Genomic DNA, 25,902 nt, shown 5'->3' on the forward strand with positions numbered 1-25,902 from the left:
GGGGAGGATATCATGGAAATCGTCGCTGCCGATATCGGAGGCACCCACGCACGCTTCGCACTCGCCGAGGTCGAGAATGGCCGCGTGGTGAAGCTGGGCGAGCCGTGCACGCAGAAGACCGCCGAGCACGCCTCGCTTCAAACCGCGTGGCAGGCCTTCGCCGCGCATGTCGGACGCCCACTGCCCAAGGCGGCGTCGCTGGCCATCGCTTCGCCGATCACCAGCGACGTGATCCGGATGACCAACAATCCCTGGGTCATCCGCCCCTCGCTGATCCCCGAGCGACTGGGCGCGGACATCTATACCGTCATCAACGACTTCGGCGCGATCGGCCATGCCGTCGCACAGGTGCCGGAGGAGGATTTCCTCCATATCTGCGGTCCCGAGGAGCCGATGCCCGCGCACGGCGTCGTCACCGTCTGCGGTCCCGGCACCGGCTTGGGCGTCGCGCAGGTGCTGATGACGCCGCAGCGTTATCACGTTATCGAAACCGAGGGTGGGCATATGGACTATGCCCCACTCGACGGGATCGAGGATGCGATCCTCAAGCGACTGCGCCGCACCTATACCCGCGTGTCGTGCGAGCGCATCTGTTCGGGGCCGGGCATCATCGCGATCTACGAAACGCTGGCCTCGCTCGAAGGGCGCGCGGTTCCCAGCCGCGACGATCGCGAAATCTGGGCCGAGGCGCTCGAGGGCACCGACTCGATCGCGCTCGCCGCACTCGACCGGTTCTGCCTCGCTCTGGGTGCCGTCGCAGGCGACTTTGCGTTGGCGCAGGGGGCCAAGACCGTCGTGATCGCGGGCGGCCTGGGCTATCGGATCAAGGACAAGCTGCTGCGCTCGGGCTTCGACCAGCGCTTCATGGCCAAGGGGCGTTTCCAGTCGCTGATGGCGCGCATTCCCGTCAAACTCATCACCCATCCCCAGCCCGGCCTGTTCGGCGCGGCCGCGGCCTTCGCACAGGAGCATTCATGACCGACATCGCCACCATCATGCGCACCAGCGCGGTCATCCCCGTGCTGGTCATCGACGACGCCGCCACCGCCAGGCCCCTTGCCGAGGCGCTGGTCGCCGGTGGCTTGCGGGTGCTGGAGGTGACGCTCCGCACCCCCGCCGCCCTCGAGGCGATGGCCGAGATGAAGAAGGTCCCCGGCGCGATCGTCGGCGCGGGCACCGTCGTCAACGAGCAGCAGCTGCGCGACGTGGCCGATGCGGGCGGCGAGTTCATCGTCTCGCCGGGCCTGACCGACCGTCTCGGTTCGGCGGTCGTGGAAAGCGGCATCCCCTATCTGCCGGGCGTCGCCAATGCGGGCGACATCATGCGCGGGCTGGACCTGGGCCTGACGCACTTCAAGTTCTTCCCCGCCGAGACCAGCGGCGGGCTGAAGGCGCTGAAGGCGCTGGCCGCCCCCTTCTACCAGGCACGTTTCTGCCCGACCGGCGGCATCACCGAGGCGAGCGCGCCCGACTGGCTCGCCTTCGACCGCGTGCTGTGCGTCGGCGGCAGCTGGGTGACCGGCGGTTCGATGGCGGACGTCGAAGCCAAGGCCCGCGCGGCGTCGGCTCTGCGGGGCTGATCGGATCGACATTCAGTATTGCTTCTTCTTTCCCTCTCCCCTGGACAGGGGAGAGGGTTAGCGAAGCTTGCCAGCCTGCTGGCTAGCGCAGCTTGGGTGAGGGGTTGAGCGAGCCCAAAGGCTCGCGCGCTCGCTTTGCGAGCGCCCACCCCTCACCCAGCTCCGCCTAAGCCTTTGCGCTCGCAAAGGCCAAGTCTGCGCAACCCTCTCCCCTCTGTGAGGGGCGAGGGAAGGAAAGGCATCGGTGAATCTCGATCGGCCCTAATATAGAATCCTCCCCGGCTTGGGGAGGTGGCAGTCCGATGGACTGACGAGGGGGGGGCTGCACCAGGCGCGTCCTTGGGTGTACCCCCCTCCACCACCGCCTTGCGGCGGCCCCCTCCCCGTACCGGAGAGGATCAGTGCTGGACCGCCTCCATCAGCCACTGACGAAACGCCTTCATCGCCAGCCCCTCTTTCCGTGACAGCAACCGGGTCAGCCAATAGCATCCGGCGTCGATCTCGATCGCGAAAGGCTGGACCAGCCGCTCCGTCGTCAATTCGTGGCCGAACATCACTTTGGGCGCGAGCGCGACGCCCAGCCCGGCCATCGCCGCCGCCACCATCAGGGCGGAGCTGTCGAACATCGGTCCGCGCAATGCCGGTGCCGGAGCGCCCGCCACCGCGAACCAGCTTTCCCATTCGCTGATCCGGTAGGATCGCAACAGCCGCTCGCGTGCCAGATCGCCCGGCTCGCGCAACCGGATGGCGGCCAGGGGCGCGCAAAGCGGGGTCAGCGGTGCCGCCATCAGCCGCTCGGCATGGGTGCCGTGCCACGCGCCGTCTCCGAAACGGATGGCATAATCCAGCCCCTCCCCCGCCAGATCGACCCGATTGTTGTTGATCGACACGCGCAGGTCGATGTGCGGATGGGTGGCCGCGAAATCGTCCAGCCGTGCCAGCAGCCAGCCGGTGGCGAAGGTCCCGACCACGCCGATGTTCAGCACATATTGGAACCGCCCATCGGCGAAGCGATCCAGCGTCGCGCCGATTCGGTCGAACGTCTCCGCCAGCACCGGCACCAGCGCCTGCCCGTCATCGGTCAGCGCCAGCCCACGCGGCAGGCGGTGGAACAGCCGCGCCCCCAGCCTTTTCTCCAGGCCTGCGACCTGATGGCTGACTGCGCCCTGGCTGACGCAGAGCTCGATCGCCGCGCGGGTGAAGTTCAGATGCCGTGCCGCCGCCTCGAAGGCGCGCAGGGCGTTGAGCGGCAATTGGGCGCGGTCCATGCTTTATCATGAAATGCGCTCATGGCTCTGTCGAGGGAAGATGCTTTGTCACCGGCGCGCATCACCGGCATCAGGGGGGCGAAGGAGATGGGACATGCCGATCCGAATAGCCGCCGCGCTGATCCTCGCCGCATCTGCAACCGCCGCACCCCAGCATGCCGACGATCCGCTGACCCGCCCGATCGTGACCGACCGCACCGCCGAATGGCTGGCTCCGCGCCCGCCGGTTCGCGTCTTCGGCAACAGCTATCTGGTGGGCTTTGGCGGCCTGAACGTCGCGCTGATCGATACCGGCCGGGGGCTGATCCTGATCGACGGCGCGCTGCCCCAGGCCGCGCCCGCGATCCTCGCCAATGTCGCCCGGCTCGGCTTTCGCCCGCGCGACATCAAATATATTCTCAGCACCGAGCCGCATTTCGACCATGCCGGCGGGATCGCCGCGCTGGCCCGCGACACCGGCGCGACCGTCGTCGCCAGCCCGCGCGGGGCCCAGGGCCTGCGCACCGGACGGCTGGCGGCGGACGATCCGCAGCGCGGCTATGACAGCCGCTTCCCGGCGGTTTCCAAAGTGCGGATGATCCGCGACGGCGAAACGCTGACGCTCGGCAACACGACCGTCACCGCACGCGCGACGCCGGGTCACACGATGGGCAGCCTCAGCTGCAGCTGGCGGAGTTGTGCCAACGGATCATGCCGCGCGATCGTCTTCGCGGCGAGCCTGAACCCCGTCTCGACCGACGATTATCGTTTCTCCGCCCCGGCCAACAGGCCGGTGGTCTCCGCCTTTGCCCAAGGGCAAGCGGCGATGCGGGCTCTGCCCTGCGACATCCTGATCACCGCGCATGCCGATCAGGACGGCGCCACCGACCGCTTCCGCACTACCCCCGGCGCCTGCCGCGCCTATGCCCTCTCGTCGCAGCGCGCGCTGGCCCGGCGCATCGCCAAGGAGCGGCGCGGCGTGCCGTAGAGCCACATCAGGAGAAGGGCTGGCGTCGGTTCAACGCCGTCTATGGCCGCTTACATTTCCCCGCGCTGGCGACGGATCGCGTACCATTTCTGCACATTGGCATTATGCTCGGCCAGCGTGTCGGCGAAGACATGGCCGCCCGATCCGTCCGCCACGAAATACAGCGCCTTGCTGTCCGCCGGATCGAGCACCGCGTCGATCGAGGCGCGGCCCGGATTGGCGATCGGCCCGACCGGCAGGCCGGGGCTGGCATAGGTGTTGTAGCCGTTCTTCGCGTGCAGTTCGGACCGCAGGATGCGGCGGCCGAGCGGACGCCCCTTGGTGATCGGATAGATGACGGTCGGATCGGCCTGGAGCGGCATCCCGATGCGCAGGCGATTGCCATAGACCGCCGCCACCGTCCGGCGTTCGGAGGGCTTGCCGGTTTCCTTCTCGACGATCGAGGCGAGGATGATCGCCTCCTGCGGCGACTTGACCGCGATGCCGGACTTTCGGTTGGCCCAGGCGCGGGCGAGATAGTCCTTCATCGCCTTCTGCATCCGCGCGACGACCGAGACGCGCGTGTCGCCCTTCTGATAGGCATAGCTGTCGGGCAGGATCGATCCCTCCGCGGGCACCGGCACATCGCCGGTCAGCCCGTCGGCGCGCATCAGCGCGTCATGGACCAGGATCGAGGGATAGCCCTCGGGCACCGGCACCAGCCGCTGGCGGACCTTGCCCTCCTGCAGCAGCGCCAGCACGTCCGAGGCGCTGGCCTGTTCCGGAATCGCATATTCGCCCGCCTTGATCGCGCCGCCATGGCCGAACAGACGCGCATAGAGCCGGAAACGCCCCGCCGAGCGGATCGCGCCCGCCCTCTGAAGTGCGGTGGCGGCGCGCGCCAGGCTCGCACCCTCGGGAACGACCACCGCCAGCGGCTTGTCCGCCGGGCCGCTGCCCGCCCAGTCATGCGCGACCCAGCCGAAGACGGCGATGCCGATCAGCCCCAGCAGCAACCCGATACAGCCGACCTTGCGCATATCTCACCCGGTTTTGACTAGGGCGCACAGGCCCGGACAGGAAACAACCCCGGCACCGATCCGGGTCCGCTTGCCTGCCCGCCCGATGGCGCGGGCCAAAGCGTTTTGCAAGCGGACCCGGCGGTGGCCGGGGTTGGAATTCTAATACTGCACGCCGTTCGCACTGAGCGAAGTCGAAGTGCACGCCCTGAACGCACCCAGCATCCCGTGGCCTTCGACTTCGCTCAGGCTGAACGGAGGTCAGGAGCGGTGAAAGCTCAGATCGCCTTCATCACCAGCGAGGCGTTGGTGCCGCCGAAGCCGAACGAGTTGTTCAGCACCGCCTTCACTTCGCGCTTCTTGGCGACGTGGGGAACCAGGTCGACGCCCTCGGTCCCCTCGTCCGGATTGTCGAGGTTCAGCGTCGGCGGCACGATCTGGTCGCGCAGCGCCAGGATGCAGAAGATGCTCTCGACCGCACCGGCCCCGCCCAGCAGATGGCCGATCGCCGACTTGGTGCTCGACATCGACGCACCCGACAGGTCGTCGCCGAACACCCGCTTGGCGGCGGCGAGTTCGATCGTATCGGCCATGGTCGAGGTGCCATGGGCGTTGATATAATCGATGTCCGACGGCTCCATGCCCGCCTTGCGCAGCGCCATGCGCATCGCATTCTCGGCGCCCTTGCCCTCGGGATGCGGGGCGGTGACGTGATACGCGTCGCCCGACAGGCCATAGCCGACCACCTCGGCATAGATCTTCGCGCCGCGCGCCTTGGCGTGCTCATATTCCTCGAGCACGACGACGCCCGCGCCCTCGCCCATCACGAAGCCGTCGCGGCCCTTGTCATAGGGACGGCTCGCCTCGGTCGGGCGGTCGTTCATGCTCATGTTGAGCGCGCGCGCCTGGGCGAAACCGGCCACGCCCAGCGGGTTGATCGTGCTTTCCGCACCGCCCGCCAGCATGATGTCGGCATCGTCGTCACGGATCATCCGCGCCGCGTCGCCGATCGAATGCGCGCCGGTCGAGCAGGCGGTGACAACCGCATGGTTCGGGCCCATCAGGCCGTATTTGATGCTGACCTGACCCGAGATCAGGTTGATCAGGCGGCCATGGACGAAGTGCGGGCTGACCCGGCCGGGGCCCCGCTCGTGCAGGTTGACCGATTCGATCTCGATGCCCGGCAGGCCGCCGATGCCCGAGCCGATCGACACGCCCGCGCGCAGCTTCGTGGCCTCGTCCATCTCCGTCAGCCCGGCATCCTCCAGCGCCTGTCCGGCGGCGTCGATGCCATAGACGATGAACGGATCGACCTGGCGCTGGACCTTGTGGTCGACGCGCTTGTCGGGGTCGAAGCCATATTCATGATCCTTGGGCTTCACCTCGCACGCGATGGTGCATTTCTGCCCGGTGGTATCGAACCGCGTGATCGGACCGGCGCCGGACTTGCCAGCGATCAGATTGGCCCAGGCGGTTTCCACGTCCGCGCCCAGAGGCGTGACAAGACCCAGTCCGGTTACGACGACGCGCCGCATATTCCACTCCATTCCACAACGAAAACGGCTCCCCGCCCGCTAGTCGGGGTCGGGGAGCCGCTTGAAACCTGGCCTTGGCGGCCCGTTCGGCCCGCATCATCTGCGGGCCGAGGCCCCGGTATCAGGCCTTGTTCTCGTCGATGTACGTGATCGCGTCCTTGACGGTCGTGATCTTCTCGGCGGCATCGTCCGGGATTTCGACACCGAACTCTTCCTCGAACGCCATGACGAGCTCGACGATGTCGAGGCTGTCGGCACCGAGGTCGTCGATGAAGCTCGCGTCCTCGGTCACCTTGTCGGCTTCGACGCCGAGATGCTCGACGACGATCTTCTTCACGCGGTCGGCGGTCTCGCTCATGGTAATCCCTTCTCGTATCTAATCGGGGGTTGGTAATTCCTGAACGCACGTAGAACGCGCGCCCATGTCTGGCAAGCCCGTCCAGCGACGGACCAGCGCCAGGATAAGATCATTCGTGGCGATTATGCCGTTTTACAGCATCGCCATGCCGCCATTGACGTGCAGCGTCTGGCCGGTGACGTAGCCTGCTTCCCTGGACGCCAGATAGACGACGGCCGCGCCGATGTCCTCGCCCTTGCCCAGATCGCCCGCCGGGATCCGGCCCAGCAGCGCGGCCTTCTGCGCCTCGGGCAGCACGTCGGTCATCGCCGAACGCATGAAGCCGGGCGCGACGCAGTTCACCGTGATGTTGCGGCTGGCCAGCTCCTGCGCGACCGCCTTCGACATGCCGACCAGGCCCGCCTTGGACGCGGCATAATTGGCCTGCCCCGGATTGCCCGTGGCCCCGACGACCGAGGTGATCGAGATGATGCGGCCGAAACGCGCCTTCATCATCGGCTTGGCCGAGGCGCGGATCAGGCGGAACGCGGCTTCGAGGTTGACGCGGATCACCTGATCCCACTCCTCGTCCTTCATCCGCATGGTCAGATTGTCGCGGGTGACGCCCGCATTGTTGACCAGGATGTCGAGCTTGCCGCCCAGCGCCTCGACCGCCTGCGGGATCAGCGCATCGACCGCGGCCGGGTCCGAAAGGTTGCAGGGCACCGCGACATGATCGCCGCCCAGCTGGCTGCGAAACGCCTCCAGCTTGTCGATATTAGAGCCGGACAGCGCCAGCTTCGCACCCTGCGCCGCCAGCGCCTTGGCGACGGCCGAACCCAGCCCACCGGACGCGCCGGTCACGAGGGCGGTCATTCCTGTCAGGTCGAACATGCTTATTCTCCGATTCTTTGGTTCACGCGGAGACGCGGAGACGCGGAGGGAGTGTGGGAATTGACGATCCGTCGCACCCCTTCTCTCAGCGTTGCGCCGCCAAAGTTGATCAGCAGACCGACTGGCTGGCCGGTCAGTCTCAAATAGGTCAGCAATTGCTTTGCATGAGCGGCTGACAGCCGCTCGACGGATTTGATTTCAACGAGCAAGCGCTCATCGACAAGGAGGTCGATGCGGAACGCGGCATCGAAGGTCATACCGTCGAAATGAATGTCTACTGGGCGCTGGCGCGCAACCCTGAAACCCATCCGATCCAGCTTACCCGCCAGCACGGTTTCATAAACGCTTTCCAGAAGACCAGGCCCCAAGTCGCGATGCATCCGCAACGCAACGTCGAGAACCGCTCCACTGATTTCGTCTATGTCCCGCATCTCCGCGCCTCCGCGTCTCCGCGCGAAATCAAAGTTTCGCCAGAAGCCCCTCGACATCGTCCATCGTCACGACGCTGACCGCGTCCGCATCCGGCGCGATGCGCTTGACCATGGGGCCGAGCACCTTGCCACCGAACTCGACGAACTGCGAAACACCCGCATCCTGCATCGCCAGCACCGATTCGCGCCAGCGCACCATCCCCGTCACCTGCGCCACCAGCAGCGCACGGATCGCGCCGGGATCGGCGACCGGCGCCGCCTCGACATTGGCATAGACCGGCACCAGCGGCGCCCGGATCGTCGCTTCGGCGAGGGCGGCGTCCATCGCGTCGGCGGCGGGCTGCATCAGCGGGCAGTGGAACGGCGCCGACACCGGCAGCAGGACGGCGCGCTTGGCGCCCAGGTCCTTGGCGAGCGCCACCGCCTTCTCGATCGCGGCACGGTGGCCCGAGATCACCACCTGGCTCGGGTCATTGTCATTGGCGACCGTGCAGACCAGCGGCTCGCCACCCTCGGCCAGCATCGCATCGGCCGCCGCGCCCGCAATGACCTTCGCCTTTTCGAGGTCCGCGCCCAGCAGAGCCGCCATCGCGCCCTCGCCCACCGGCACCGCCGCCTGCATCGCCCGGCCGCGCAGCTTGAGGAGACGCGCCGTGGTCGCCAGGTCGATCGCATCGGCCGCGCACAATGCGGTATATTCGCCCAGCGAGTGGCCCGCGACGAAATCGGCCTTTTCCGACAGGCGGACGCCGCCTTCCTTCTCCAGCACGCGCAGCGTCGCGATGGCGTTCGCCATGATCGCGGGTTGCGCATTCTCGGTCAGGGTCAGTTCGTCGGCGGGCCCCTCGACCATCAGGCGATAGAGATGCTGGCCCAGCGCCTCGTCGACCTCCTGGAACACCTCGCGGGCGACCGGGCTCGCCTCGGCCAGCGCCTTGCCCATGCCGACGGCCTGGCTGCCCTGGCCCGGAAAGATGAATGCACGCATGTTCGTATCTGCCATGAAACGGTATAGGATGGCCCGCGCGGTAGAAAGGTCGCCCGCCGCTGGCAAGTCCGCGTGCCCCTTCGCCGCTTGCCTTTTGCCGCCAAATCGCTATGAGCCAGCGCACCATTGGGCGGGAAGCACCTGCTTCACCCGCCCTCATGCCATTTTGGCGTGGCGGTATTGAAGTATGGAAGACAGCCGGAGGGGCGTCCCACATGGGGTGGGCGTCAGCGATCGGCCAACATAAGGTAAGCTGCATGGCTCTTTACGAGCACGTGTTCCTTGCGCGCCAGGATCTGGCACAGGCGCAGGTGGACGCGCTGGCGGAAGCCGCCACGAAGATCGTCGAGGACAATCAGGGCAAGGTCGTGAAGACCGAGACCTGGGGTCTGCGTTCGCTGGCGTACAAGATCGCCAAGAACCGCAAGGCGCATTACGTCATGCTCGAAATCGACGCCCCCGCGGGTGTCGTCGCCGAGCTGGAGCGCCAGACCCAGATCAACGAAGACGTGATCCGCTACATGACCGTCAAGGTTGACGGCCATGAAGAAGGTCCGTCGGTGATGATGCGCAAGCAGGAGCGCGACCGCGAGCGTCGTGCCGATCGTGGCGAACGCCCCGACCGCGCTGACCGCCCCCGTCGTGATCGTGAAGAGGAAGCCGCATAATGGCCCGCCCGTTTTTCCGTCGCCGCAAGAGCTGCCCCTTCTCCGCGAAGGACGCGCCCCGGATCGACTATAAGGACGTCCGTCTGCTCCAGGGCTTCGTGTCCGAGCGCGGCAAGATCGTGCCTTCGCGCATCACCAGCGTGTCGGCCAAGAAGCAGCGCGAACTGGCCCAGGCCATCAAGCGCGCCCGTCACCTGGGCCTCCTGCCCTACGTCGTGAAGTAAGGAGTCCTAGAAGATGGACGTTATTCTGCTTGAGCGCGTCGAGAAGCTCGGCGCCATCGGCGACGTGGTCACGGTGAAGGACGGCTTTGCCCGTAACTTCCTGCTGCCGCGCAAGAAGGCGCTGCGCGCCAACGAAGCCAACAAGAAGGTGTTCGAGGCCAACCGCGCCCGCATCGAAGCCGAGAACGCGAACCGTCGCGCCGAGGCCGAGGTCGAGTCGAAGACCTTCGAGAACGCCACCGTCACCCTGATCCGTCAGGCGTCGAACGTCGGCCAGCTGTACGGCTCGGTCGCGGTGCGTGACCTGGTCGAGGCGCTCGTCGCCGACGGCCACAAGGTCAACAAGAGCCAGATCGTGCTCGACCGTCCGATCAAGGCGATCGGCCTGTACGACGTGCGCGTCGCGCTTCACCCGGAAGTGGCCGTGACCGTCAAGGTCAACGTCGCCCGCTCGCCGGAAGAAGCCGAGATGCAGGCGCAGGGCGTCGACGTCATGGCCTCGATGTTCGAGCGTGACGAAGCCGGCTTCACCGAGGATTACGATCCCAACGCCGAGCCGGGCGCCACCGCCGAGGTTCAGCCGGAGCAGGACGAAGCGCAGGGTTAATCCCGACGCTTCGACCCTCGGTCGAATAGAAGAAGGGCCGTCCGGCATGTCCGGGCGGCCCTTTTTCGTGTCCTATGGGCGGCCGGGTCACGTACATTGAGCCGGCCGTGCGGGGATCAGCTCAGGGGCAGGTGACGCACGCGCTGACGACGGCAGCCAGCGGAATGAGCGCGCAAATGAGTGGCATGATATGTTTCATGATGATGCCCGATCCTGTCCAACGGACGATAAATAAACGGCCGAGTGCAAAAGTTTCGTTACGATGAACGCACGACCGAAAAATTTTCGGCTCGCCGCTCCATGGGATCGGTTCGTCGCCAAGACAAGGGGCGGTAAGCTATCGCTTGATCCGAGCAATCAGGCGGCGAGCATGATCGTCCGCCAGACCCAGAAGTTCGGCGACCTCCTCGACACGGAGTCCGGTCGATCGCGGCGCAAATCCTCGATCGTCCAGATAAGCGAGTCTGCCATCGGCTCCAGGAAGCAACAGGGTGTCGCCAGCGCGCGCGCGATGCGGAGTACGTCTTCATACGTTGCGAACCTCTCCGGCCATGCGTTCGCGGTCAGGATCCGGGCAGCCTCCCCCTCGTTGATCCGCGCGAGCAAATGCTCGTCAAAGATGCGCTCCTCCTGCGCCATCAGCCAATATTGGGTGCACGCCCGACACTGGCCGAGATAGCGCCACCATTGCGGATCGCCCGGCGACGTCAGCTCTTGAACCGTCGCCAGAAATCGCTCGTCGCGCCCCTAATGATCGCCCATCGGGATATGCGCAATGTCGGACAACGAGGCGCACAGACAATCTGCCATCGTCACTTCCGCCCGAACAGCTTCTCGATATCTCCATGCTGCAACTTCACCCAGGTCGGCCGACCGTGATTGCATTGGCCGGAATGCGGCGTGACCTCCATCTCGCGGAGGAGCGCGTTCATCTCGGCGACCGACAGGATGCGGCCCGCGCGGACCGAGCCGTGGCAGGCCATGGTCGCCGCGACATGATCCAGCCGCTCGCGCAAGGACAGCGCCTGGTCGAACGCCGCGAGTTCGTCCGCCAGATCGGCGACCAGCCCCTTGGGATCGCTCTGCCCCAATAAAGCGGGCGTGGCGCGGACCAGCATCGCGGTCGGGCCGAAGCGTTCGAGATCGAGCCCGAACTCCGCCAGCTCCTCGGCGCGCGCTTCCAGCCGGTCGCAGGCGGGCTCGTCCAGCTCGACCACTTCGGGGATCAACATCGCCTGCGACGCGATCCGCCCGCCGGTCAGCGCGGCGCGCATCCGCTCCAGCACCAGCCGCTCGTGCGCGGCATGCTGGTCGACCAGGACCAGGCCATCCTCGGCCTCGGCGACGATATAGGTCTTGGCGACCTGTCCGCGCGCGACGCCCATCGGATATTGGCGCACCTCGGGCGGGGGTGCGAAGGCGGCTTCGGCGCGGGCGAGCGGCGGCGGGGCCGCAAAGCCGGGGCGCGGCGCGAAGAGCGACTGGCGCTCCATGACGCGCGTCTCGGGTGCGGATGCGGCCCAGTTATCGAGCGGCGGCGTGCCGCCGGGCGGGGCGGCGACGCTCTCGCTCTGCCACATCGCCAGCGCCGAGTCGGGCGGGCGCTGCACGCTGCGATGCCCGGCTTCGTCGAGTGCGCGGCGCAGGCCCGACACGATCATCCCCCGGATCAGCGCGGGGTCGCGAAAGCGGACCTCGGTCTTGGCCGGGTGGACGTTCACATCGACCTCGGACGGCGGCATGTCGAGGAACAGCGCGACCACCGCGTGACGATCGCGTGGCAACATCTCGGCATAAGCGCCTCTGATCGCGCCCATCAGCAGGCGATCGCGGACCGGGCGGCCATTGACGAATAGATATTGGTGGTCGGCAATGCCCCGGTTGAAGGTCGGCAACCCCGCCACGCCGCCCAGCGACACCGTGTCGCGCACCCAGTCGATCGCGACCGAGTTTTCCGCAAGCGCCCGGTCGGTCAGCCCCGCGACGCGCCCCGGCCGCTCCTCCCCGCCCGGCACGGTCAGCACCCGCCGCCCGTCATGCTCCAGGGTGAAGGCGATGTCGGGCCGCGCCATCGCCAGACGGCGCACCATGTCGAGACAGGCGGCATATTCCGACCGGGGCGAGCGCAGGAACTTGCGCCGCGCCGGGACACGCGCGAACAAGTCCTCGACCAGGATGCGGGTGCCGGGCGGCACGGCGGCGGGGCCGTCGCGCAGCACCTCGCCATTGTCGACCACCCGGCTCCAGCCGTCGCGCCCCGCCGGACGACTCTCGATCGTCACCCGCGCGACGCTGGCGATGGACGGCAGGGCTTCGCCGCGAAATCCGAGGGTTAGGACCGATTCGATCGCCTCGTCGGGCAGCTTGGAGGTACAATGCCGCTCCAGCGCGAGGGCCATGTCCTCGGCCGACATGCCGCATCCGTCGTCCGCCACCTCGATCCGGCCGACCCCGCCCTGACCCAGCGCGACCGCGATCCGCGTCGCCCCGGCATCGATCGAATTTTCGACCAACTCCTTCAACGCACTGGCGGGCCTTTCCACCACTTCACCGGCCGCGATACGATTGACGAGATGGGGAGGCAGACGCCGTATTGACATGCGGCAAACCCTAGCCCAAGCGACGGCATCCCGCGACCCCGCAAATGACGGTGCAGGTGCCTGTGACGGCTCTTGGCGGCGGTTCGGGATATGAGTCACGCCCACCCGGTCCACAGACGGAACGAAAGCCTCGATGCCCCTCCCCCGCTTCCTGAAATTCATGTCGCAAGACATGGCGATCGACCTCGGCACCGCGAACACCGTGGTCTATGTCCGCGGACGCGGCATCGTGCTGAACGAGCCGTCCGTCGTCGCGGTCGAGACGATCAACGGCATCAAGAAGGTGAAGGCGGTCGGTGACGACGCCAAGCTGATGATGGGCAAGACGCCGGGCAATATCGAGGCGATCCGTCCGCTTCGTGACGGCGTGATCGCGGACATCGACGTCGCCGAACAGATGATCAAGCACTTCATCCTGAAGGTGCACGGCCCGCGCAAGTTCGCGCGCTGGCCCGAGATCGTGATCTGCGTGCCGTCGGGTTCGACGAAGGTCGAGCGCCGCGCGATCCGCGACGCCGCCTCGAACGCGGGTGCCAGCCAGGTCTTCCTGATCGAGGAGCCGATGGCCGCCGCGATCGGCGCCGACATGCCCGTCACCGAGCCGATCGGATCGATGGTCGTCGATATCGGCGGCGGCACCACCGAAGTCGCGGTGCTGTCGCTTCGTGGCCTCGCCTACACCACGAGCGTCCGCGTCGGCGGCGACAAGATGGACGAGTCGATCGTCTCCTACGTTCGCCGCAACCATAACCTGCTGATCGGCGAAGCCACCGCCGAGCGGATCAAGCAGGAAGTCGGCATCGCGCGTCCCCCGGCGGACGGCATCGGCGTGACGATCCAGATCAAGGGCCGCGACCTCGTCAACGGGGTGCCCAAGGAAATCCAGATCAACCAGGGCCAGATTGCCGAGGCGCTGTCCGAGCCGGTCGCGACCATCGTCGAGGGCGTCCGCGTCGCGCTGGAAAACACCGCGCCCGAACTGGCCGCCGACATCGTCGACCAGGGCATCGTCCTGACCGGCGGCGGCGCGCTGCTCGAAGGGCTGGACGAGGTGCTGCGCGACGAGACGGGGCTGCCGGTGACGGTGGCGGAGGATCCGCTGACCTGCGTGGCGCTGGGCACCGGCCGCGCGCTGGAAGATCCGATGTACCGCGGCGTCCTGCTGAACGGCTAACCTCCAGCATAAGGGGACCGGCGCATGGCGCCCGCCCGCGACCGTCGCACCGGGTTTTCGCGACGGCGGCAATATGGAGCTTTCCTGGCCTATGTGCTCGCGGTGGCGGGTGCGGTGGTGGGCGTGGTGCTGCTTGTCGCATCCACGTTCAACCCACCCGCTTTCGCCGGCCTGCGCATGACGCTGGGCAGCGTCACCGCGCCCGTCTCCGGCGCCTTCGTCGCGGTCGGCGACGCGGTCGACGACATTCCCCAGGCGATCGGGCGTTATTTCTTCGTCCATTCGGAAAACGAACGGCTGCGCGCCGAACTGGCCCAGTCGCGCCAGTTGCTGCTGACCGCGCGCACCATCGCCTATGACAATCGCCGCCTGCGCACCTTGCTGGCGGTGCGCGACCGGACGCCCGACACTGTCGTCACCGCGCGGCTGGTCAGCTCGACCGGCAGCAGCGGTCGCCGCTTCGCGCTGCTCAATGCGGGGCGGTGGCAGGGCGTCACGCCCGGCATGGCGGTGCGCGGTCCCGAGGGGCTGATCGGACGCGTGACCGAGGCGGGGCCTGCCGCCGCGCGCGTCCTCCTGCTGACCGATCCCGAAAGCATCGTGCCGGTCCGCCGCACCCGCGACGGCCTGCCCGCCATCGCGGTCGGGCGCGGCGACGGGACGCTCGACATACGCTCGGTCAACACCAATGTCCGGCTGGCCAAGGGCGAGTTGTTTGTCACCTCGGGCACCGGCGGGCTCTATGCCCCCGATATTCCCGTCGCCCGCATCAGCGCCGATGGCGGCGATACGGCGGTGGCGCGGCCCTTCATCCATCCCGACACGCTGGATTTCGCGATCGTTCAGCGCGCCTTCATGCCGATGCCGGTATCGGCGCCGTCGCCCCGGCCGTGACCCTCGACATCAGCAACCCCTTCGACCCCGGACTGCCGCCCGCACGCGCCCGCGCGCTGCCCTGGCTGACCGTGATGGCCGGTTCGCTCCTCGCCATCGTGCCGGTGGTGGCGATCGTACCGTTGCAGCCGCCCATGGGCCTCGTCATGCTGCTCGCCTGGCGGCTCGTGGCGCGGTTCGCGCTGCGGCTGTGGGCCGCCGCGCCGCTGGGGCTGTTCGACGATCTGCTGTCGGGCCAGCCGCTGGGCTCGGCGATGCTGCTCTGGTCGCTGACCTCGCTGGCGATCGACCTGTTCGAGCATCGGCTGGTGTTCCGCGACTTCTGGCAGGACTGGCTGATCGCCAGCGGGGCCATCGCCTTCTGCCTGATCGCGGGGCGTTTCCTGGCGGTGCCGGTCGGCGCGCAGGTCGATGCGGCGCTGGTCATTCAGATTGCGATCACCATCCTGCTCTTTCCCATGGCGACCCGGCTGGTCGCATGGATCGATCGCAAGCGTGGCCGCAATGAGGTAGGGGCATAGGCATGGAACGCCAGGGGCGGATCATGACCGAGGCGGCACAGGCCTACAGCTTTTCCCGGCGCGCCTTCGTGCTGGGCGCGGCGCAGGGGGCCGTCGGCCTGCTGCTCGCCGGGCGCATGGCCTGGCTGTCGATCGCGCAGAACGAGAAGTACAACCTCCTCTCCGAGAGCAACCGCGTCAACACGACGATGATCCCGCCGCGTCGCGGCTGGCTGATCGACCGGCACGGCCTGCCCATCGCCAACAATCGCACCGATTTCCGCGTCGACATCATCCCCGACCGGCTGGAGGACAAGGACCGCGTGCTGGCGCTGCTCCGCCAGATCCTGCGGCTGGACGACGAGGCGATGAACCGCATCCGCCTCGACCTCGAACATGCCGCCGGGTTCCAGCCGGTGCAGGTCGCCGAGCGGCTCGACTGGGAACGGTTCGCCGCCGTCAGCGTCCGCCTGCCCGAGCTGCCCGGCGTCCAGCCGACGCGGGGCTTCGCGCGCTTCTATCCGGCGGGCGCGGCGGTGGCGCATCTGACCGGCTATGTCGGCACGCCGACCGCCGAACAGTTCAAGGCGACCCACGACCAGCTGCTCGTCACCCCCGGCTTCAAGCTGGGCAAGGACGGGCTGGAAAAGATGCTGGAGCCGGTGCTGCGCGGCAAGCCCGGCGCCAAGCGAGTCGAGGTGACGGCGCGCGGCAAGGTGGTGGCCGAACTCGCCACCCGGCCCGACACGCCCGGCCGCAACATCCGCCTGACCATCGATGCGGGGCTCCAGGAATTTGCGGCGCGGCGGCTGGGGACCAATTCGGGCTCGGCGGTGGTGCTCGACTGCCGCACCGGCGAGACGCTGGCGATGGTCTCGATGCCCGCCTATGACCCCAACAGCTTTTCGGACGGGATCAGCCATCTGGAATGGGCGATGCTGTCGGAGAACGACCATGTGCCCTTGATGAACAAGGTGACGCAGGGGCTCTATCCGCCGGGCTCGACGGTCAAGCCGATGAACGGCCTGGCGCTGCTGGAGGCCGGGGTCGGCGCCGACGACCGGGTGCTGTGCACCGGCGCGATGCGGGTCGGCACCGGCGTCTTCCACTGTCACAAGCGCGGCGGGCACGGCGCGCTGAACCTCAAGGGCGCGATCGAGCAGAGCTGCGACATCTATTTCTACGAGATGATCCGCCGCATGGGCTATGACCGGATCGCGCCCATCGCGCGGATGGTCGGGCTGGGCCAGAAATTCGACCTGCCGCTCAGCGCGCAGCGTTACGGCACCGTCCCAGACCCCGACTGGAAGCTACGGAAATACAAGAAGAAGTGGACGATCGCGGATGGCCTGAACGCCTCGATCGGACAGGGTTATGTGCTCGCCAATCCGCTTCAGCTGGCGGTGATGGCGGCGCGGATCGCCTCGGGCCGCGCCTTGCAGCCCAGCCTGCTGGCGCATCAGGTCCATCTCGACGCCCCCGCCCTGCCCGTCGCCTCCGAGCATCTGGCGGTCGTGCGCGACGCGATGTTCGGCGTGGTCAATCAGGGCGGCACCGGCGGCGCGGCGCGGATGCTGGTGCCCGGCGTCAGCCTGGCCGCCAAGACCGGCACCGCGCAGGTCCGCCGGATCACCATGGCGGAGCGGCGCATGGGCGTGCTGAAGAACGGCCAGCTGCCCTTCAAGCTGCGCGACCACGCGCTGCTCGTCTGCTTCGCCCCCGCCGATAATCCGCGTTACGCGGCCGCCGTCGTGCTGGAGCATAACGGCCACACCGTGCGCAATCTCGACGCGCCGCTGATCGGGCGCGACATCATGACCTATTTGTTCGACCGCGACCGCGCATTGGCGTCGCTGGCGCAGGACGAGCCCACCTGGGGCGGCGACATCGCCACGCGCATGGCGGCCGAGGAAGCCGCCTATCGCGCGGCACAGGCCCCCAAGCCCGCCTCCGCCGCGACCAAGACCGATGCCGGTGCCCCCACCGCCGCCCCGGCGGTCAAGGCCGCGACCAACGTTTCCGACGCGCAGGCCGAGGCGATGGCCGCCAGCAGCAGCGAGCAGCCCGCCGACGATGCCGGGACCCCCGACGAATGAGCGGCCCGCGCATCATCCCCGAACCGATCGCGCAGCTGCCCTGGCGGGTGATCCTGCTGGTCATGGCGATCGGCTGTTTCGGGCTGGTCGTCCTCTATTCGGCGGCGGGCGGCTCGCTGACCCCCTGGGCCAAGCCGCAGGGGGTGCGCTTCTTCGTGCTGCTCGCCGGGTCGCTGGTGCTGTCGCGGCTGCCGCTCGACCTGTGGCGGCGCATCGCGATGCCGGGCTATCTGATCCTCGTCGTCGCGCTCGTCCTGGTCGAACTGCTGGGCGCGGTGCGCGGGGGCAGCCAGCGATGGCTGGACGTCGGCTTCATCCGGCTCCAGCCGTCCGAGCTGATGAAGCTGTTCATCGTGCTGGGCGCCGCGCGCTTCTATGAGATGATGCCGCCCGCCGAGACCAGGCGCTTCTCGGGCATATGGCCGGTCGCGGCGATGATCGGCGTGCCCGCCGCGCTGGTGATGAAGCAGCCCGATCTGGGCACCGCGCTGATGATCTGCGCGGGCGGGGCGACCGTTATGTTCCTTGCCGGGGTGCCGCTGCGGCTGTTCATCGGCGGGGCGATCGGGCTGGCGGTGATGGCGCCGCTCGCGGTCAATTTCCTGCTGCACGACTATCAGCGCAACCGCGTGCTGATCTTCCTCGACCCCGAAAGCGATCCGCTGGGCACCGGCTATCATATCAGCCAGTCCAAGATCGCGATCGGCTCCGGCGGTATCTGGGGCAAGGGGTTCCTGAACGGTACTCAGAGCCATCTCGACTATCTGCCCGAGGGGCATACCGATTTCGTCTTCGCCACCATGGCGGAGGAATGGGGGCTGGTCGGCGGCTGCTTCCTGATCCTGGCCTTCCTCCTCGTCATCCGCTGGGGCCTGAACGTCGCGCAGGCGGCGCCCAACCGCTTTGCCCGGCTGACCGCGGCGGGACTGTCCACGACGATCTTCATCTATGTCATGGTCAATCTGATGATGGTCATGGGGCTGGCCCCGGTGGTCGGCATCCCGTTGCCACTGGTCAGCTATGGCGGATCGTCGCAGATGACGGTGCTGCTGTGCCTGGGCATCTTGATGGCGATCGACCGCGAAAATCGTCGCGCCGCCCGCTGGTGAGCGACAAAAAAGTCGGTCGCCCACGCAAAAAGCATTTGCAAAGCCCGACCACGGTGCTAAAGGCGCGCCTCCCGATCACGAGGCGGGCCGCCGGACGGCCAGGTCGACGTGACGAACGGACGCATAGCTCAGTTGGTAGAGCAGCTGACTCTTAATCAGCGGGTCCTTGGTTCGAGCCCAAGTGCGTCCACCAGTTTCTCCAACGGCTCTGCAGCGATGCGGGGCCGTTGTGCTATGGGGCCGTCCGGCCCCCAACGGGATAGATGATTGATGGCAGGATATAAGGTTCCCGGTTTCGCCGATCGCGCATCGGCCTCGCGCGACGCCAAGGCGGCCGCGCTCGAAAAGCTGCGCAACAAGGCCGCGCCCGATCCGGCGGTGGTCGCCGCCCGCGCCGCCGCGCGCGAAGCCAAGGAGGCCGCCGAGGCCGAGCGCCGCGCCGCGCACAAGGCCGCGATCGAGCAGGAAAAGGCCGCACGCGAGGAAGCCCGCGCCAAGGCGAAGGCCGAGGCCGAAGCCGCTGCGGAGGCCGCCGCTGCCGCCGCGCGCCCGCCGGTGGTCCCGACCGCCGCCGAGCTGAAGGCCGCCCGCGACGCCCGCTACGCCGCTCGCAAGGCGCGCCAGGGCAAATGACCCCGCGCGAGCTGCTCGGCATTGCCGAAGTGCCGGGCGGCGAGCCCCTGCGGCTGTTCCGCCGGGGCAAGGACTTCATGATCGTGCTCGATCGCAACGAGCTGATGAGCACGCGGATGAGCGGCTCCGAGGTGGCGTTGGGCACGATGACCTGCGACCGGCTGGGCGGCCGCGCGGCGCCGCATCTGCTGATCGGCGGCTATGGCATGGGCTTCACCCTGCGCGCCGTCCTGGCCAGGCTGGGCCGCGATGCGCGGATCACGGTGGCCGAGCTGGTGCCAGGCATCATCGAATGGGCGCGCGGGCCGATGGCGGAACTGACCGCCGGATGCCTGGACGACCGCCGCGTCACCCTGGCGATGGGCGATGTCGGCAATGCGATCTATGCGGGGCGCGGGGCTTATGACGCGATCCTGCTCGACGTCGACAACGGACCCGACGGGCTGACCCGGCCGGACAATGACGGGCTCTATTCGCTCCGTGGACTGGACGAGGCCCGCGTCGCGCTGCGCCCCGGCGGCGTGCTCGCCATCTGGTCCGCCGCGCCCGATCCGGTGTTCACCCGACGGCTGTCGCGCGCGGGCTTCACCGTCGACGAGGTAAAGGTGCGAGCGCGAGAGAACGGCAAGGGCGCGACCCACACCATCTGGTTCGCCACGCCGCGCTGAACGCGATCGTCGCCCCGACAAAGGCTGGGCCGACCGTCATCGGTGGGCCCTACGCGCCCTCCCCATCCTCTTCCCGCTTCGCCCCGTCCAGCTCGCGGCGAAGACGCTCCTGTTCCGCCGTATCCCGCTGCTTCTCGGCCTTGGTCCGGCCGAAGCGCGCGCGGTTTTCCGTCGCCTGCTGTTCGGCCTGCCGCCGGTCGCGGGCCTTGCGCGCCTGACGGAAGTTGACGATCTCGCCCATCAGCGCCGCCGCCACCGCCGGAACAGCCCCTTGCGGCTGCTGAGCGCCTCGAACATCTCGTCGGGGCTTTCGGGATCAAGGACCTCATTGTCGGCCAGCCATTCCTCGACGCTCGACAGATCGGGCACTTCATAGGGGCGCAGCGTCCGCCCCTCGGCCCCGCGCAGCGCCTCGACCGCCGCGATCAGCGCGCCGGTCCGTTGCACCGCCGCCTGCACCTCGGCGGGGCTGGTGCCCAGATGCTCGGCGAGCAGGTCGTCGCGGATCGCCCCGATCCGCCGTCCCGCGGCGCTGTCGGGCTCGACCGCGATCGCCAGGTCGCATTCGGTGTCCAGCCGCATCGAACGGTTGTTGAGATTGGACGAACCCAGCCGGAACACCTGGTCGTCGGCGATCAGGATCTTGGCATGGCAATAGATCGGCTCGCCCCCCGCCGTAAAGGGATGATAGATGCGGAAACGCCCGTGCCGGTCGCGCCGCCGGAGCGCCTCGACCAGCCGCGCGCGCGCCGTGTCCATCGCGATCGGCTCCAGCCAGCCTTGCGCGGTCAGCGGATTGACGATGACGAATTCGGGGCCATTCTCTTCGTCCAGCCGCCGCGCGATCGCCTCGGCGACGCGGCGCGACGCGAAATACTGGCTCTCGATATAGACATAGCGCTCCGCCCGCGCGATCTGCGCCAGGAACAGCGCCTCATTCTCGTGCACCGGCGTCTGGTCGTCCATCTCGGGCATGGTGCGCGCGATGGCGACCGGCTGGTCGAGAAAGTCGGGCTCCAGCCCCTCGGGCCAGCAGCTTTCGCCCGGTGAGGCGGGGGCCATGCGCTTGCCGCCCGCCGCATGCCAGCGTTCGCGAAACAGCTCGCCCAGCGCATGCGTCACCGGCCCCTCCACCGCGCTGATCGCATCGTGCCAGGGCTTGTAGGGCTGGCCGCCGGGCCGCTTGCGACCGGGATCGTCGTCGCGATGCTCGCGCGTGTCCCAACGGTCGCTGGTCATGTCGATCCCGCCGCAAAAGGCGAGCTTGTCGTCGATGATGACGATCTTCTGGTGGTGCGAGGCCGCGATCGGGTGATGGCCGTCCAGCTTGGTATGGATCCGCTTGTGCGCCATCCACTTCATCACCGTGAAGAATGTCCGCCCCCGGAACAGCGACTTGATCGCGCCGGTGTCCCAGCGGAGCAGGAAGATTTCCAGTTCCGGGTTCCGCTCGACCAGCGAATAGATGAAATCGCCGACGGACTCGTTGGGGGCCTCGTCGTGATCGAGGACGATGCGCGCGTCGAAGTCCCATCCGATCAGCAGGATCTGCTTGCGGGCACCGAGCATCGCGCGGCGGGCCATCCGGAAATATTTCTCCGCATCGATGATGACCGCCATGCGCTCGGCCTGCTCGATCCGCCAGCACTCCTGTCCGACCTTCAAACCCGATCTCCCCGTCTGCCTGCGTCCACGACCATCTCATGCCCATGCCCTGCCGGGCTGGCAAATGGCCAAACGGTTGCGGTGGCGAAATGGTCCGTGGGAACGGCGATCAGGTCTTTGCGAATATCCGATAGCGGGTCGGGCGCAGGTTCAGCACATCGCCCGCCCCGGCGCTGGCGTCGACGGGCAGGTCGAAGGTCAACGGCTCGGCCAGCCCCGCCATCGTGGCGGTGATCCGACGCGACCGGCCGATCGGGCGGCTCGTCTCCACCGTGAGGGCCAGCGCATCGGGGGCGCCGGGTTCGACCAGTTCGACATCATGCGGCCGGATATGAAGCTCGCCCGCCCCCTGCCCCTGGCCCGTATCGGGCAGCACCGTCTGCCCCTGCCCCACCATCGCCGAACCGTTCGACCGGGTGACGGGCAGGCAGTTGGTCTCGCCGATGAAGGACGACACGAAGGCGGTGGCCGGTTCGGCCTGCACCTCATGCGGGGTGCCGATCTGTTCGATCACGCCGCCGCGCATCACGACGATCCGGTCGGCCAGTTCCAGCGCCTCTTCCTGGTCATGCGTCACGAAGATCGAGGTCAGCCCCGTCTCGTCATGGATCCGCCGCAGCCAGCCGCGCAGGTCCTTGCGAACCTGGGCGTCGAGCGCGCCGAACGGCTCGTCGAGGAGGAGAAGGCGCGGCTCGATCGCCAGTGCACGGGCCAGGGCCACGCGCTGCCGCTGCCCGCCCGACAGCTGCGCGGGATAGCGGTCGCCGACATCGGGCAACTGGATCAGGGCGAGCAGTTCGGCGACCTTGGCCGCGATCGCCGCCTTGGCCGGACGGTCGCGCCGTTTCCGCACGGTCAGGCCGAAGGCGATGTTCTGCGCGACCGTCATGTGGCGGAACAGCGCGTAATTCTGGAACACGAAGCCGATCCGACGCTCGGCCGCGGGCGTATCCGTCATGTCCTGCCCGTCGAACAGCACATGCCCTTCATCGGCGAAGTCCAGCCCCGCAATGGTCCGCAGCAGCGTCGTCTTGCCCGATCCGGACGGGCCGAGCAGCGCCAGGAACTCGCCCGCCCGCGTCTCCAGCGACACGCGGTCGAGCGCGGTGAAGCCGCCGAAGCGACGGGAAATATTCTCGACGACGATGCTCAATGCGCGGCTCCCGCCCGGTGGATGCCGAAACGCCATTCCAGCACGGTCTTCACTCCCAAGGTCACGAGCGCGAGCGAGGCGAGCAGGGACGCCACCGCGAACGCGCCGACAAAGTCATATTCATTGTACAGGATCTCAACATGCAACGGCATGGTGTTGGTCAGCCCCCGGATATGCCCCGACACGACCGACACCGCGCCGAACTCGCCCATCGCGCGGGCATTGCACAGGAGCACGCCGTAGAGCAGCCCCCAGCGGATATTGGGCAGCGTGACATGCCAGAAGGTCTGCCACCCGCTCGCCCCCAGCGAACGCGCCGCCTCCTCGTCGTCGCGGCCCTGTTCGGCCATCAGCGGGATCAGCTCGCGCGCGACGAAGGGAAAGGTGACGAACACGGTCGCCAGCACGATGCCGGGCACCGCGAAGATGATGCGGACGCCATGCTCGGTCAGCCACGGCCCCAGCCAGCCCTGCGCCCCGAACAGCAGGACGAAAATCAGGCCCGACACCACTGGCGACACCGAAAAAGGCAGGTCGATCAGCGAGATGAGCAGGCTTTTTCCGCGAAAGTCGAACTTGGCGATCGCCCAGGACGCCGCCACGCCGAACACCGCGTTGACCGGCACCGCAATGGCGGCGACCAGCAGCGTCAGGCGGATCGCGGCGAGCGCATCGGGGTCCGCGATGGCCGCGACGAAGACCTGCCATCCCTTGGCCAGACCACCCGCGAACACCATGACGAGCGGCAGGAACAGGAACAGCGCCAGAAAGGCGAAGCCGGTGCCGATCAGCGCCCAGCGTGCCACCGGGCTTTCGACGGTGGTGGGGTTGGAACCGCTCATCGCGTCCCCCGCTTGGCGCGCCACGCCTGGAGCAGATTGACGAACAACAGCATCGCGAAGGATAGCACCAGCATCACGCACGCGATGGCGGTCGCGCCGTCATAGTCGAACTGCTCCAGCTGGGTGATGATCAGCAGCGGCGCGATCTCCGACTTGAAGGGCATGTTGCCCGCGATGAAGATGATCGAGCCATATTCGCCGACCCCGCGCGCAAAGGCGAGCGCAAAGCCCGTCAGCAGCGCGGGCGCGATGGCGGGCAGGATGATCCGGCGAAAGGTCTGCGTCCGCGTCGCACCTAGCGTGGCGGCCGCCTCCTCGACATCGCGCCCCAGATCGGCCAGCACCGGCTGTACCGAGCGAACAATGAACGGCAAACCAATGAAAACAAGGGCAATAGTGACGCCCAGCGGCGTATAGGCGACCTTGATCCCCAGCGGCGCGAGCAGCGACCCGATCCAGCCATTATTCGCATAGAGCGAAACCAGCGCGATGCCCGCCACCGCCGTCGGCAGCGCGAAGGGCAGGTCGACCGCGGCATCGATCAGCTTCTTGCCGGGAAATTCATAGCGGACGAGGATCCAGGCGATCAGCAGCCCGAACACCGCATTGACCGCCGCCGCCGCCAGCGCCGCGCCGAAGCTGAGCCGATAGGCGGCCAGCGCGCGCGGCGACAGGCCGACCGCGGCAAAGCCGTCCCAGCCCATGCCCGCCGCGCGTATGACCAGCGCGGACAGCGGCAGCAGGACCACCAGCCCCAGCCAGAACAGGGTCATCCCCATGGTCAGGCCGAAGCCCGGCAAGGCGGATCGGCGCGTCGAAGCCCGCATCCGGATCAGCGCTTCCTGCCGCCGGCATAGATGGCATCGAACACCCCGCCATCCGTGAAGAACCGCTTCTGCGCCGCGCCCCAGCCGCCGAAGTCGCGGATCGTCACCATGTCCAGCTTGGGAAACACCGCCGCATATTTCGCCAGCACCGCCTGGTCGCGCGGGCGGTAGAAGTTGCGCGCGACGATCTCCTGCCCTTCGGGCGTGTAGAGGAATTTCAGATATTCGGTCGCGACCTTCTCGGTGCCATGCGCCTTGGCATTGGCGTCGACCACCGCGACCGGCGGCTCGGCCAGGATCGAGATGGAGGGGACGACGATGTCGAACTTGCCCGCGCCCAGCTCCTTCTCCGACAGAAGCGCCTCATTCTCCCACGCGATCAGCACATCGCCCAGGCCGCGTTCGACAAAGGTCGTGGTCGCGCCGCGTGCGCCCGAATCCAGCACCGGCACATGGGCGTAGAGGTCCGCGACATAGCGCTGCGCCGCCGCCTCCGAGCCGCCCGCCTTCTTCCCATAGGCCCAGGCGGCCAGGAAATTCCACCGCGCGCCGCCGCTGGTCTTGGGGCTGGGGGTGATGACCTGGACGCCCGGCTTCACCAGATCGGCCCAGTCGCGAATACCCTTGGGATTGCCCTTGCGGACCAGGAACACGATGGTCGATGTATAGGGCGCGCTATTGTCCGGCAGGCGGGCCTGCCAATCGGCCGGAAGCAGCTTGGCCCGCTCGGCGATCGCATCGATGTCATAGGCGAGCGCCAGCGTCACCACGTCCGCCGACAGCCCGTCGATCACCGACCGCGACTGCTTGCCCGATCCGCCATGGCTCATCCGGAACGAGACGGTCTGGCCGGTCTTGGCCTGCCATTGTTTGGCGAAGGCGGCGTTGACGTCCTTGTACAGCTCGCGCGTCGGGTCATAGCTGACGTTCAGCAGCTCGACCGAGCCCTTCCCGCCGCCGCTGCCGCCCCCCGAACAGCCGGACAGGCCGATCGCCCCGATCATCAACGCGGCAAGGCTTGCCGAAAATGGTGCTCGCATCTGGACCCGTCCCTTTCGTTTCGGTGCGTAACCTATCTCGATCCCCCCGATAGGAAATGCCGGAAAGCTTGGGACGCACAAAGCCCTGCTTTTGCTCCCTCGATCCCGACAGAAACCCGGTCCGGCCTCCTTCGCCCTTGCATCGGGCGCGGACAGGGCCGATCTCCCGCCCGCATCATCCCCTTATTCCATGGAAAGGACGCG

Annotated in this window: 28 protein-coding genes and 1 tRNA gene; 14 read left to right on the top strand and 15 right to left on the bottom strand. The window is 67.6% G+C overall.

Annotation, left to right across the window (positions count from 1 at the left end; translation table 11 throughout):
* Window positions 1–12: 12 nt before the first annotated feature.
* Both glk and eda read left to right on the top strand, forming a co-directional pair.
* On the top strand, window positions 13–978 hold the full coding sequence (gene glk, locus ABIC44_RS02170; RefSeq protein WP_307099503.1) for a glucokinase: 966 nt from the start codon (window positions 13–15) through the stop codon (window positions 976–978).
* Window positions 975–1,580, top strand: a complete 606-nt coding sequence (eda, locus tag ABIC44_RS02175) for a bifunctional 4-hydroxy-2-oxoglutarate aldolase/2-dehydro-3-deoxy-phosphogluconate aldolase (RefSeq protein WP_309702025.1) — start codon at window positions 975–977, stop codon at window positions 1,578–1,580. The genes glk and eda overlap by 4 nt, the downstream gene beginning before the upstream one ends.
* Before the next feature lie 398 nt (window positions 1,581–1,978).
* Here eda and ABIC44_RS02180 read toward each other — a convergent pair whose 3' ends face one another.
* Window positions 1,979–2,848: a LysR family transcriptional regulator gene (locus ABIC44_RS02180; protein WP_354293351.1), complete on the bottom strand. Its 870-nt coding sequence runs from the start codon at window positions 2,846–2,848 to the stop codon at window positions 1,979–1,981.
* A gap of 94 nt (window positions 2,849–2,942) precedes the next feature.
* Between ABIC44_RS02180 and bla the strand changes: the two genes are divergently transcribed.
* Window positions 2,943–3,815, top strand: coding sequence for a subclass B3 metallo-beta-lactamase (gene bla / locus ABIC44_RS02185; protein WP_354293352.1), 873 nt, complete (start codon window positions 2,943–2,945; stop codon window positions 3,813–3,815).
* Window positions 3,816–3,865: 50 nt separating this feature from the next.
* On the opposite strand, the gene mltG is transcribed toward bla, so the two are convergent.
* From mltG to fabD, 6 genes are all read right to left on the bottom strand, one after another.
* The gene (mltG, locus tag ABIC44_RS02190) at window positions 3,866–4,834 is read right to left on the bottom strand and encodes an endolytic transglycosylase MltG (RefSeq protein WP_354293353.1); all 969 of its coding nucleotides are present in this window, start codon (window positions 4,832–4,834) and stop codon (window positions 3,866–3,868) included.
* A 257-nt stretch (window positions 4,835–5,091) separates the two neighbouring features.
* On the bottom strand, window positions 5,092–6,348 hold the full coding sequence (gene fabF / locus ABIC44_RS02195) for a beta-ketoacyl-ACP synthase II (RefSeq protein ID WP_307099513.1): 1,257 nt from the start codon (window positions 6,346–6,348) through the stop codon (window positions 5,092–5,094).
* A gap of 121 nt (window positions 6,349–6,469) precedes the next feature.
* On the bottom strand, window positions 6,470–6,706 hold the full coding sequence (locus ABIC44_RS02200; protein ID WP_007403554.1) for an acyl carrier protein: 237 nt from the start codon (window positions 6,704–6,706) through the stop codon (window positions 6,470–6,472).
* A gap of 132 nt (window positions 6,707–6,838) precedes the next feature.
* Complete coding sequence (gene fabG, locus ABIC44_RS02205) at window positions 6,839–7,579, bottom strand: 3-oxoacyl-[acyl-carrier-protein] reductase (RefSeq protein WP_354293354.1); 741 nt, start codon at window positions 7,577–7,579, stop codon at window positions 6,839–6,841.
* A 2-nt stretch (window positions 7,580–7,581) separates the two neighbouring features.
* Window positions 7,582–8,010: a GxxExxY protein gene (locus ABIC44_RS02210; protein ID WP_354293356.1), complete on the bottom strand. Its 429-nt coding sequence runs from the start codon at window positions 8,008–8,010 to the stop codon at window positions 7,582–7,584.
* A gap of 28 nt (window positions 8,011–8,038) precedes the next feature.
* Window positions 8,039–8,998 carry an ACP S-malonyltransferase gene (fabD, locus tag ABIC44_RS02215; RefSeq protein ID WP_354293357.1) on the bottom strand — a complete coding sequence of 320 codons (960 nt, stop codon included), beginning with the start codon at window positions 8,996–8,998 and terminating at the stop codon, window positions 8,039–8,041.
* A gap of 257 nt (window positions 8,999–9,255) precedes the next feature.
* Between fabD and rpsF the strand changes: the two genes are divergently transcribed.
* From rpsF to rplI, 3 genes are read left to right on the top strand one after another with little or no spacing between them, the layout of a single operon-like run.
* Window positions 9,256–9,666: a 30S ribosomal protein S6 gene (gene rpsF, locus ABIC44_RS02220; RefSeq protein ID WP_037567458.1), complete on the top strand. Its 411-nt coding sequence runs from the start codon at window positions 9,256–9,258 to the stop codon at window positions 9,664–9,666.
* Window positions 9,666–9,890 (top strand): 30S ribosomal protein S18, encoded by a 225-nt coding sequence (gene rpsR, locus ABIC44_RS02225; RefSeq protein WP_007403456.1) that lies wholly within the window; start codon window positions 9,666–9,668, stop codon window positions 9,888–9,890. The genes rpsF and rpsR overlap by 1 nt, the downstream gene beginning before the upstream one ends.
* 13 nt (window positions 9,891–9,903) lie before the next feature.
* The gene (rplI, locus tag ABIC44_RS02230) at window positions 9,904–10,497 is read left to right on the top strand and encodes a 50S ribosomal protein L9 (protein WP_307099521.1); all 594 of its coding nucleotides are present in this window, start codon (window positions 9,904–9,906) and stop codon (window positions 10,495–10,497) included.
* 357 nt (window positions 10,498–10,854) lie between these two features.
* On the opposite strand, the gene ABIC44_RS02235 is transcribed toward rplI, so the two are convergent.
* A complete protein-coding gene (locus tag ABIC44_RS02235) occupies window positions 10,855–11,136 on the bottom strand; it encodes a hypothetical protein (RefSeq protein ID WP_354293360.1) in 282 nt (93 codons plus the stop codon).
* A gap of 173 nt (window positions 11,137–11,309) precedes the next feature.
* Complete coding sequence (gene mutL / locus ABIC44_RS02240; RefSeq protein WP_354293361.1) at window positions 11,310–13,097, bottom strand: DNA mismatch repair endonuclease MutL; 1,788 nt, start codon at window positions 13,095–13,097, stop codon at window positions 11,310–11,312.
* Between the two features lie 133 nt (window positions 13,098–13,230).
* Between mutL and ABIC44_RS02245 the strand changes: the two genes are divergently transcribed.
* The 8 genes from ABIC44_RS02245 to ABIC44_RS02280 all read left to right on the top strand — a co-directional run bounded on the left by ABIC44_RS02245 (window position 13,231) and on the right by ABIC44_RS02280 (window position 20,171).
* Window positions 13,231–14,271, top strand: coding sequence for a rod shape-determining protein (locus ABIC44_RS02245; protein WP_261267979.1), 1,041 nt, complete (start codon window positions 13,231–13,233; stop codon window positions 14,269–14,271).
* A gap of 24 nt (window positions 14,272–14,295) precedes the next feature.
* Window positions 14,296–15,165, top strand: a complete 870-nt coding sequence (locus tag ABIC44_RS02250) for a rod shape-determining protein MreC (RefSeq protein ID WP_354293362.1) — start codon at window positions 14,296–14,298, stop codon at window positions 15,163–15,165.
* Window positions 15,162–15,686 carry a rod shape-determining protein MreD gene (locus ABIC44_RS02255; RefSeq protein WP_307099530.1) on the top strand — a complete coding sequence of 175 codons (525 nt, stop codon included), beginning with the start codon at window positions 15,162–15,164 and terminating at the stop codon, window positions 15,684–15,686. Before ABIC44_RS02250 ends, ABIC44_RS02255 begins: the two co-directional genes overlap by 4 nt.
* A gap of 2 nt (window positions 15,687–15,688) precedes the next feature.
* Window positions 15,689–17,761 (top strand): penicillin-binding protein 2, encoded by a 2,073-nt coding sequence (gene mrdA, locus ABIC44_RS02260; protein ID WP_307099532.1) that lies wholly within the window; start codon window positions 15,689–15,691, stop codon window positions 17,759–17,761.
* Window positions 17,758–18,870, top strand: coding sequence for a rod shape-determining protein RodA (gene rodA / locus ABIC44_RS02265; RefSeq protein ID WP_307099534.1), 1,113 nt, complete (start codon window positions 17,758–17,760; stop codon window positions 18,868–18,870). Before mrdA ends, rodA begins: the two co-directional genes overlap by 4 nt.
* Before the next feature lie 117 nt (window positions 18,871–18,987).
* Window positions 18,988–19,063 (top strand) — tRNA-Lys (locus ABIC44_RS02270).
* Between the two features lie 77 nt (window positions 19,064–19,140).
* On the top strand, window positions 19,141–19,503 hold the full coding sequence (locus ABIC44_RS02275) for a DUF6481 family protein (RefSeq protein ID WP_307099536.1): 363 nt from the start codon (window positions 19,141–19,143) through the stop codon (window positions 19,501–19,503).
* Complete coding sequence (locus ABIC44_RS02280) at window positions 19,500–20,171, top strand: spermidine synthase (RefSeq protein WP_354293363.1); 672 nt, start codon at window positions 19,500–19,502, stop codon at window positions 20,169–20,171. Before ABIC44_RS02275 ends, ABIC44_RS02280 begins: the two co-directional genes overlap by 4 nt.
* Before the next feature lie 49 nt (window positions 20,172–20,220).
* Here the strand turns inward: ABIC44_RS02280 and ABIC44_RS02285 are convergent, their stop codons facing one another.
* The 6 genes from ABIC44_RS02285 to ABIC44_RS02310 all read right to left on the bottom strand — a co-directional run bounded on the left by ABIC44_RS02285 (window position 20,221) and on the right by ABIC44_RS02310 (window position 25,698).
* On the bottom strand, window positions 20,221–20,412 hold the full coding sequence (locus tag ABIC44_RS02285) for a DUF4169 family protein (RefSeq protein ID WP_354293386.1): 192 nt from the start codon (window positions 20,410–20,412) through the stop codon (window positions 20,221–20,223).
* Window positions 20,412–21,791 carry a phospholipase D-like domain-containing protein gene (locus tag ABIC44_RS02290; RefSeq protein ID WP_354293388.1) on the bottom strand — a complete coding sequence of 460 codons (1,380 nt, stop codon included), beginning with the start codon at window positions 21,789–21,791 and terminating at the stop codon, window positions 20,412–20,414. The genes ABIC44_RS02285 and ABIC44_RS02290 overlap by 1 nt, the downstream gene beginning before the upstream one ends.
* Window positions 21,792–21,945: 154 nt before the next feature.
* On the bottom strand, window positions 21,946–22,989 hold the full coding sequence (locus ABIC44_RS02295) for a sulfate/molybdate ABC transporter ATP-binding protein (RefSeq protein ID WP_354293364.1): 1,044 nt from the start codon (window positions 22,987–22,989) through the stop codon (window positions 21,946–21,948).
* Window positions 22,986–23,831, bottom strand: coding sequence for a sulfate ABC transporter permease subunit CysW (gene cysW / locus ABIC44_RS02300; RefSeq protein WP_309696189.1), 846 nt, complete (start codon window positions 23,829–23,831; stop codon window positions 22,986–22,988). Before cysW ends, ABIC44_RS02295 begins: the two co-directional genes overlap by 4 nt.
* Window positions 23,828–24,658: a sulfate ABC transporter permease subunit CysT gene (gene cysT / locus ABIC44_RS02305; protein ID WP_354293365.1), complete on the bottom strand. Its 831-nt coding sequence runs from the start codon at window positions 24,656–24,658 to the stop codon at window positions 23,828–23,830. The genes cysW and cysT overlap by 4 nt, the downstream gene beginning before the upstream one ends.
* A 5-nt stretch (window positions 24,659–24,663) precedes the next feature.
* Window positions 24,664–25,698: a sulfate ABC transporter substrate-binding protein gene (locus ABIC44_RS02310; RefSeq protein ID WP_354293366.1), complete on the bottom strand. Its 1,035-nt coding sequence runs from the start codon at window positions 25,696–25,698 to the stop codon at window positions 24,664–24,666.
* Between the last annotated feature and the right edge of the window lie 204 nt (window positions 25,699–25,902).

Origin of the sequence: Sphingomonas sp. 1185 (assembly GCF_040544655.1) — a bacterium.
Lineage (GTDB): Bacteria > Pseudomonadota > Alphaproteobacteria > Sphingomonadales > Sphingomonadaceae > Sphingomonas.

Excerpts from the sequence above, each read along its gene's own strand:
- glk (WP_307099503.1), top strand. The coding sequence starts at position 13 with ATGGAAATCGTCGCTGCCGATATCGGAGGCACCCACGCACGCTTCGCA.
- eda (WP_309702025.1), top strand. The coding sequence starts at position 975 with ATGACCGACATCGCCACCATCATGCGCACCAGCGCGGTCATCCCCGTG.
- ABIC44_RS02180 (WP_354293351.1), bottom strand. The coding sequence starts at position 2,848 with ATGGACCGCGCCCAATTGCCGCTCAACGCCCTGCGCGCCTTCGAGGCG.
- bla (WP_354293352.1), top strand. The coding sequence starts at position 2,943 with ATGCCGATCCGAATAGCCGCCGCGCTGATCCTCGCCGCATCTGCAACC.
- mltG (WP_354293353.1), bottom strand. The coding sequence starts at position 4,834 with ATGCGCAAGGTCGGCTGTATCGGGTTGCTGCTGGGGCTGATCGGCATC.
- fabF (WP_307099513.1), bottom strand. The coding sequence starts at position 6,348 with ATGCGGCGCGTCGTCGTAACCGGACTGGGTCTTGTCACGCCTCTGGGC.
- ABIC44_RS02200 (WP_007403554.1), bottom strand. The coding sequence starts at position 6,706 with ATGAGCGAGACCGCCGACCGCGTGAAGAAGATCGTCGTCGAGCATCTC.
- fabG (WP_354293354.1), bottom strand. The coding sequence starts at position 7,579 with ATGTTCGACCTGACAGGAATGACCGCCCTCGTGACCGGCGCGTCCGGT.
- ABIC44_RS02210 (WP_354293356.1), bottom strand. The coding sequence starts at position 8,010 with ATGCGGGACATAGACGAAATCAGTGGAGCGGTTCTCGACGTTGCGTTG.
- fabD (WP_354293357.1), bottom strand. The coding sequence starts at position 8,998 with ATGCGTGCATTCATCTTTCCGGGCCAGGGCAGCCAGGCCGTCGGCATG.
- rpsF (WP_037567458.1), top strand. The coding sequence starts at position 9,256 with ATGGCTCTTTACGAGCACGTGTTCCTTGCGCGCCAGGATCTGGCACAG.
- rpsR (WP_007403456.1), top strand. The coding sequence starts at position 9,666 with ATGGCCCGCCCGTTTTTCCGTCGCCGCAAGAGCTGCCCCTTCTCCGCG.
- rplI (WP_307099521.1), top strand. The coding sequence starts at position 9,904 with ATGGACGTTATTCTGCTTGAGCGCGTCGAGAAGCTCGGCGCCATCGGC.
- ABIC44_RS02235 (WP_354293360.1), bottom strand. The coding sequence starts at position 11,136 with ATGGCGCAGGAGGAGCGCATCTTTGACGAGCATTTGCTCGCGCGGATC.
- mutL (WP_354293361.1), bottom strand. The coding sequence starts at position 13,097 with ATGTCAATACGGCGTCTGCCTCCCCATCTCGTCAATCGTATCGCGGCC.
- ABIC44_RS02245 (WP_261267979.1), top strand. The coding sequence starts at position 13,231 with ATGCCCCTCCCCCGCTTCCTGAAATTCATGTCGCAAGACATGGCGATC.
- ABIC44_RS02250 (WP_354293362.1), top strand. The coding sequence starts at position 14,296 with ATGGCGCCCGCCCGCGACCGTCGCACCGGGTTTTCGCGACGGCGGCAA.
- mrdA (WP_307099532.1), top strand. The coding sequence starts at position 15,689 with ATGGAACGCCAGGGGCGGATCATGACCGAGGCGGCACAGGCCTACAGC.
- rodA (WP_307099534.1), top strand. The coding sequence starts at position 17,758 with ATGAGCGGCCCGCGCATCATCCCCGAACCGATCGCGCAGCTGCCCTGG.
- ABIC44_RS02275 (WP_307099536.1), top strand. The coding sequence starts at position 19,141 with ATGGCAGGATATAAGGTTCCCGGTTTCGCCGATCGCGCATCGGCCTCG.
- ABIC44_RS02280 (WP_354293363.1), top strand. The coding sequence starts at position 19,500 with ATGACCCCGCGCGAGCTGCTCGGCATTGCCGAAGTGCCGGGCGGCGAG.
- ABIC44_RS02285 (WP_354293386.1), bottom strand. The coding sequence starts at position 20,412 with ATGGGCGAGATCGTCAACTTCCGTCAGGCGCGCAAGGCCCGCGACCGG.
- ABIC44_RS02290 (WP_354293388.1), bottom strand. The coding sequence starts at position 21,791 with ATGGCGGTCATCATCGATGCGGAGAAATATTTCCGGATGGCCCGCCGC.
- cysW (WP_309696189.1), bottom strand. The coding sequence starts at position 23,831 with ATGAGCGGTTCCAACCCCACCACCGTCGAAAGCCCGGTGGCACGCTGG.
- cysT (WP_354293365.1), bottom strand. The coding sequence starts at position 24,658 with ATGCGGGCTTCGACGCGCCGATCCGCCTTGCCGGGCTTCGGCCTGACC.
- ABIC44_RS02310 (WP_354293366.1), bottom strand. The coding sequence starts at position 25,698 with ATGCGAGCACCATTTTCGGCAAGCCTTGCCGCGTTGATGATCGGGGCG.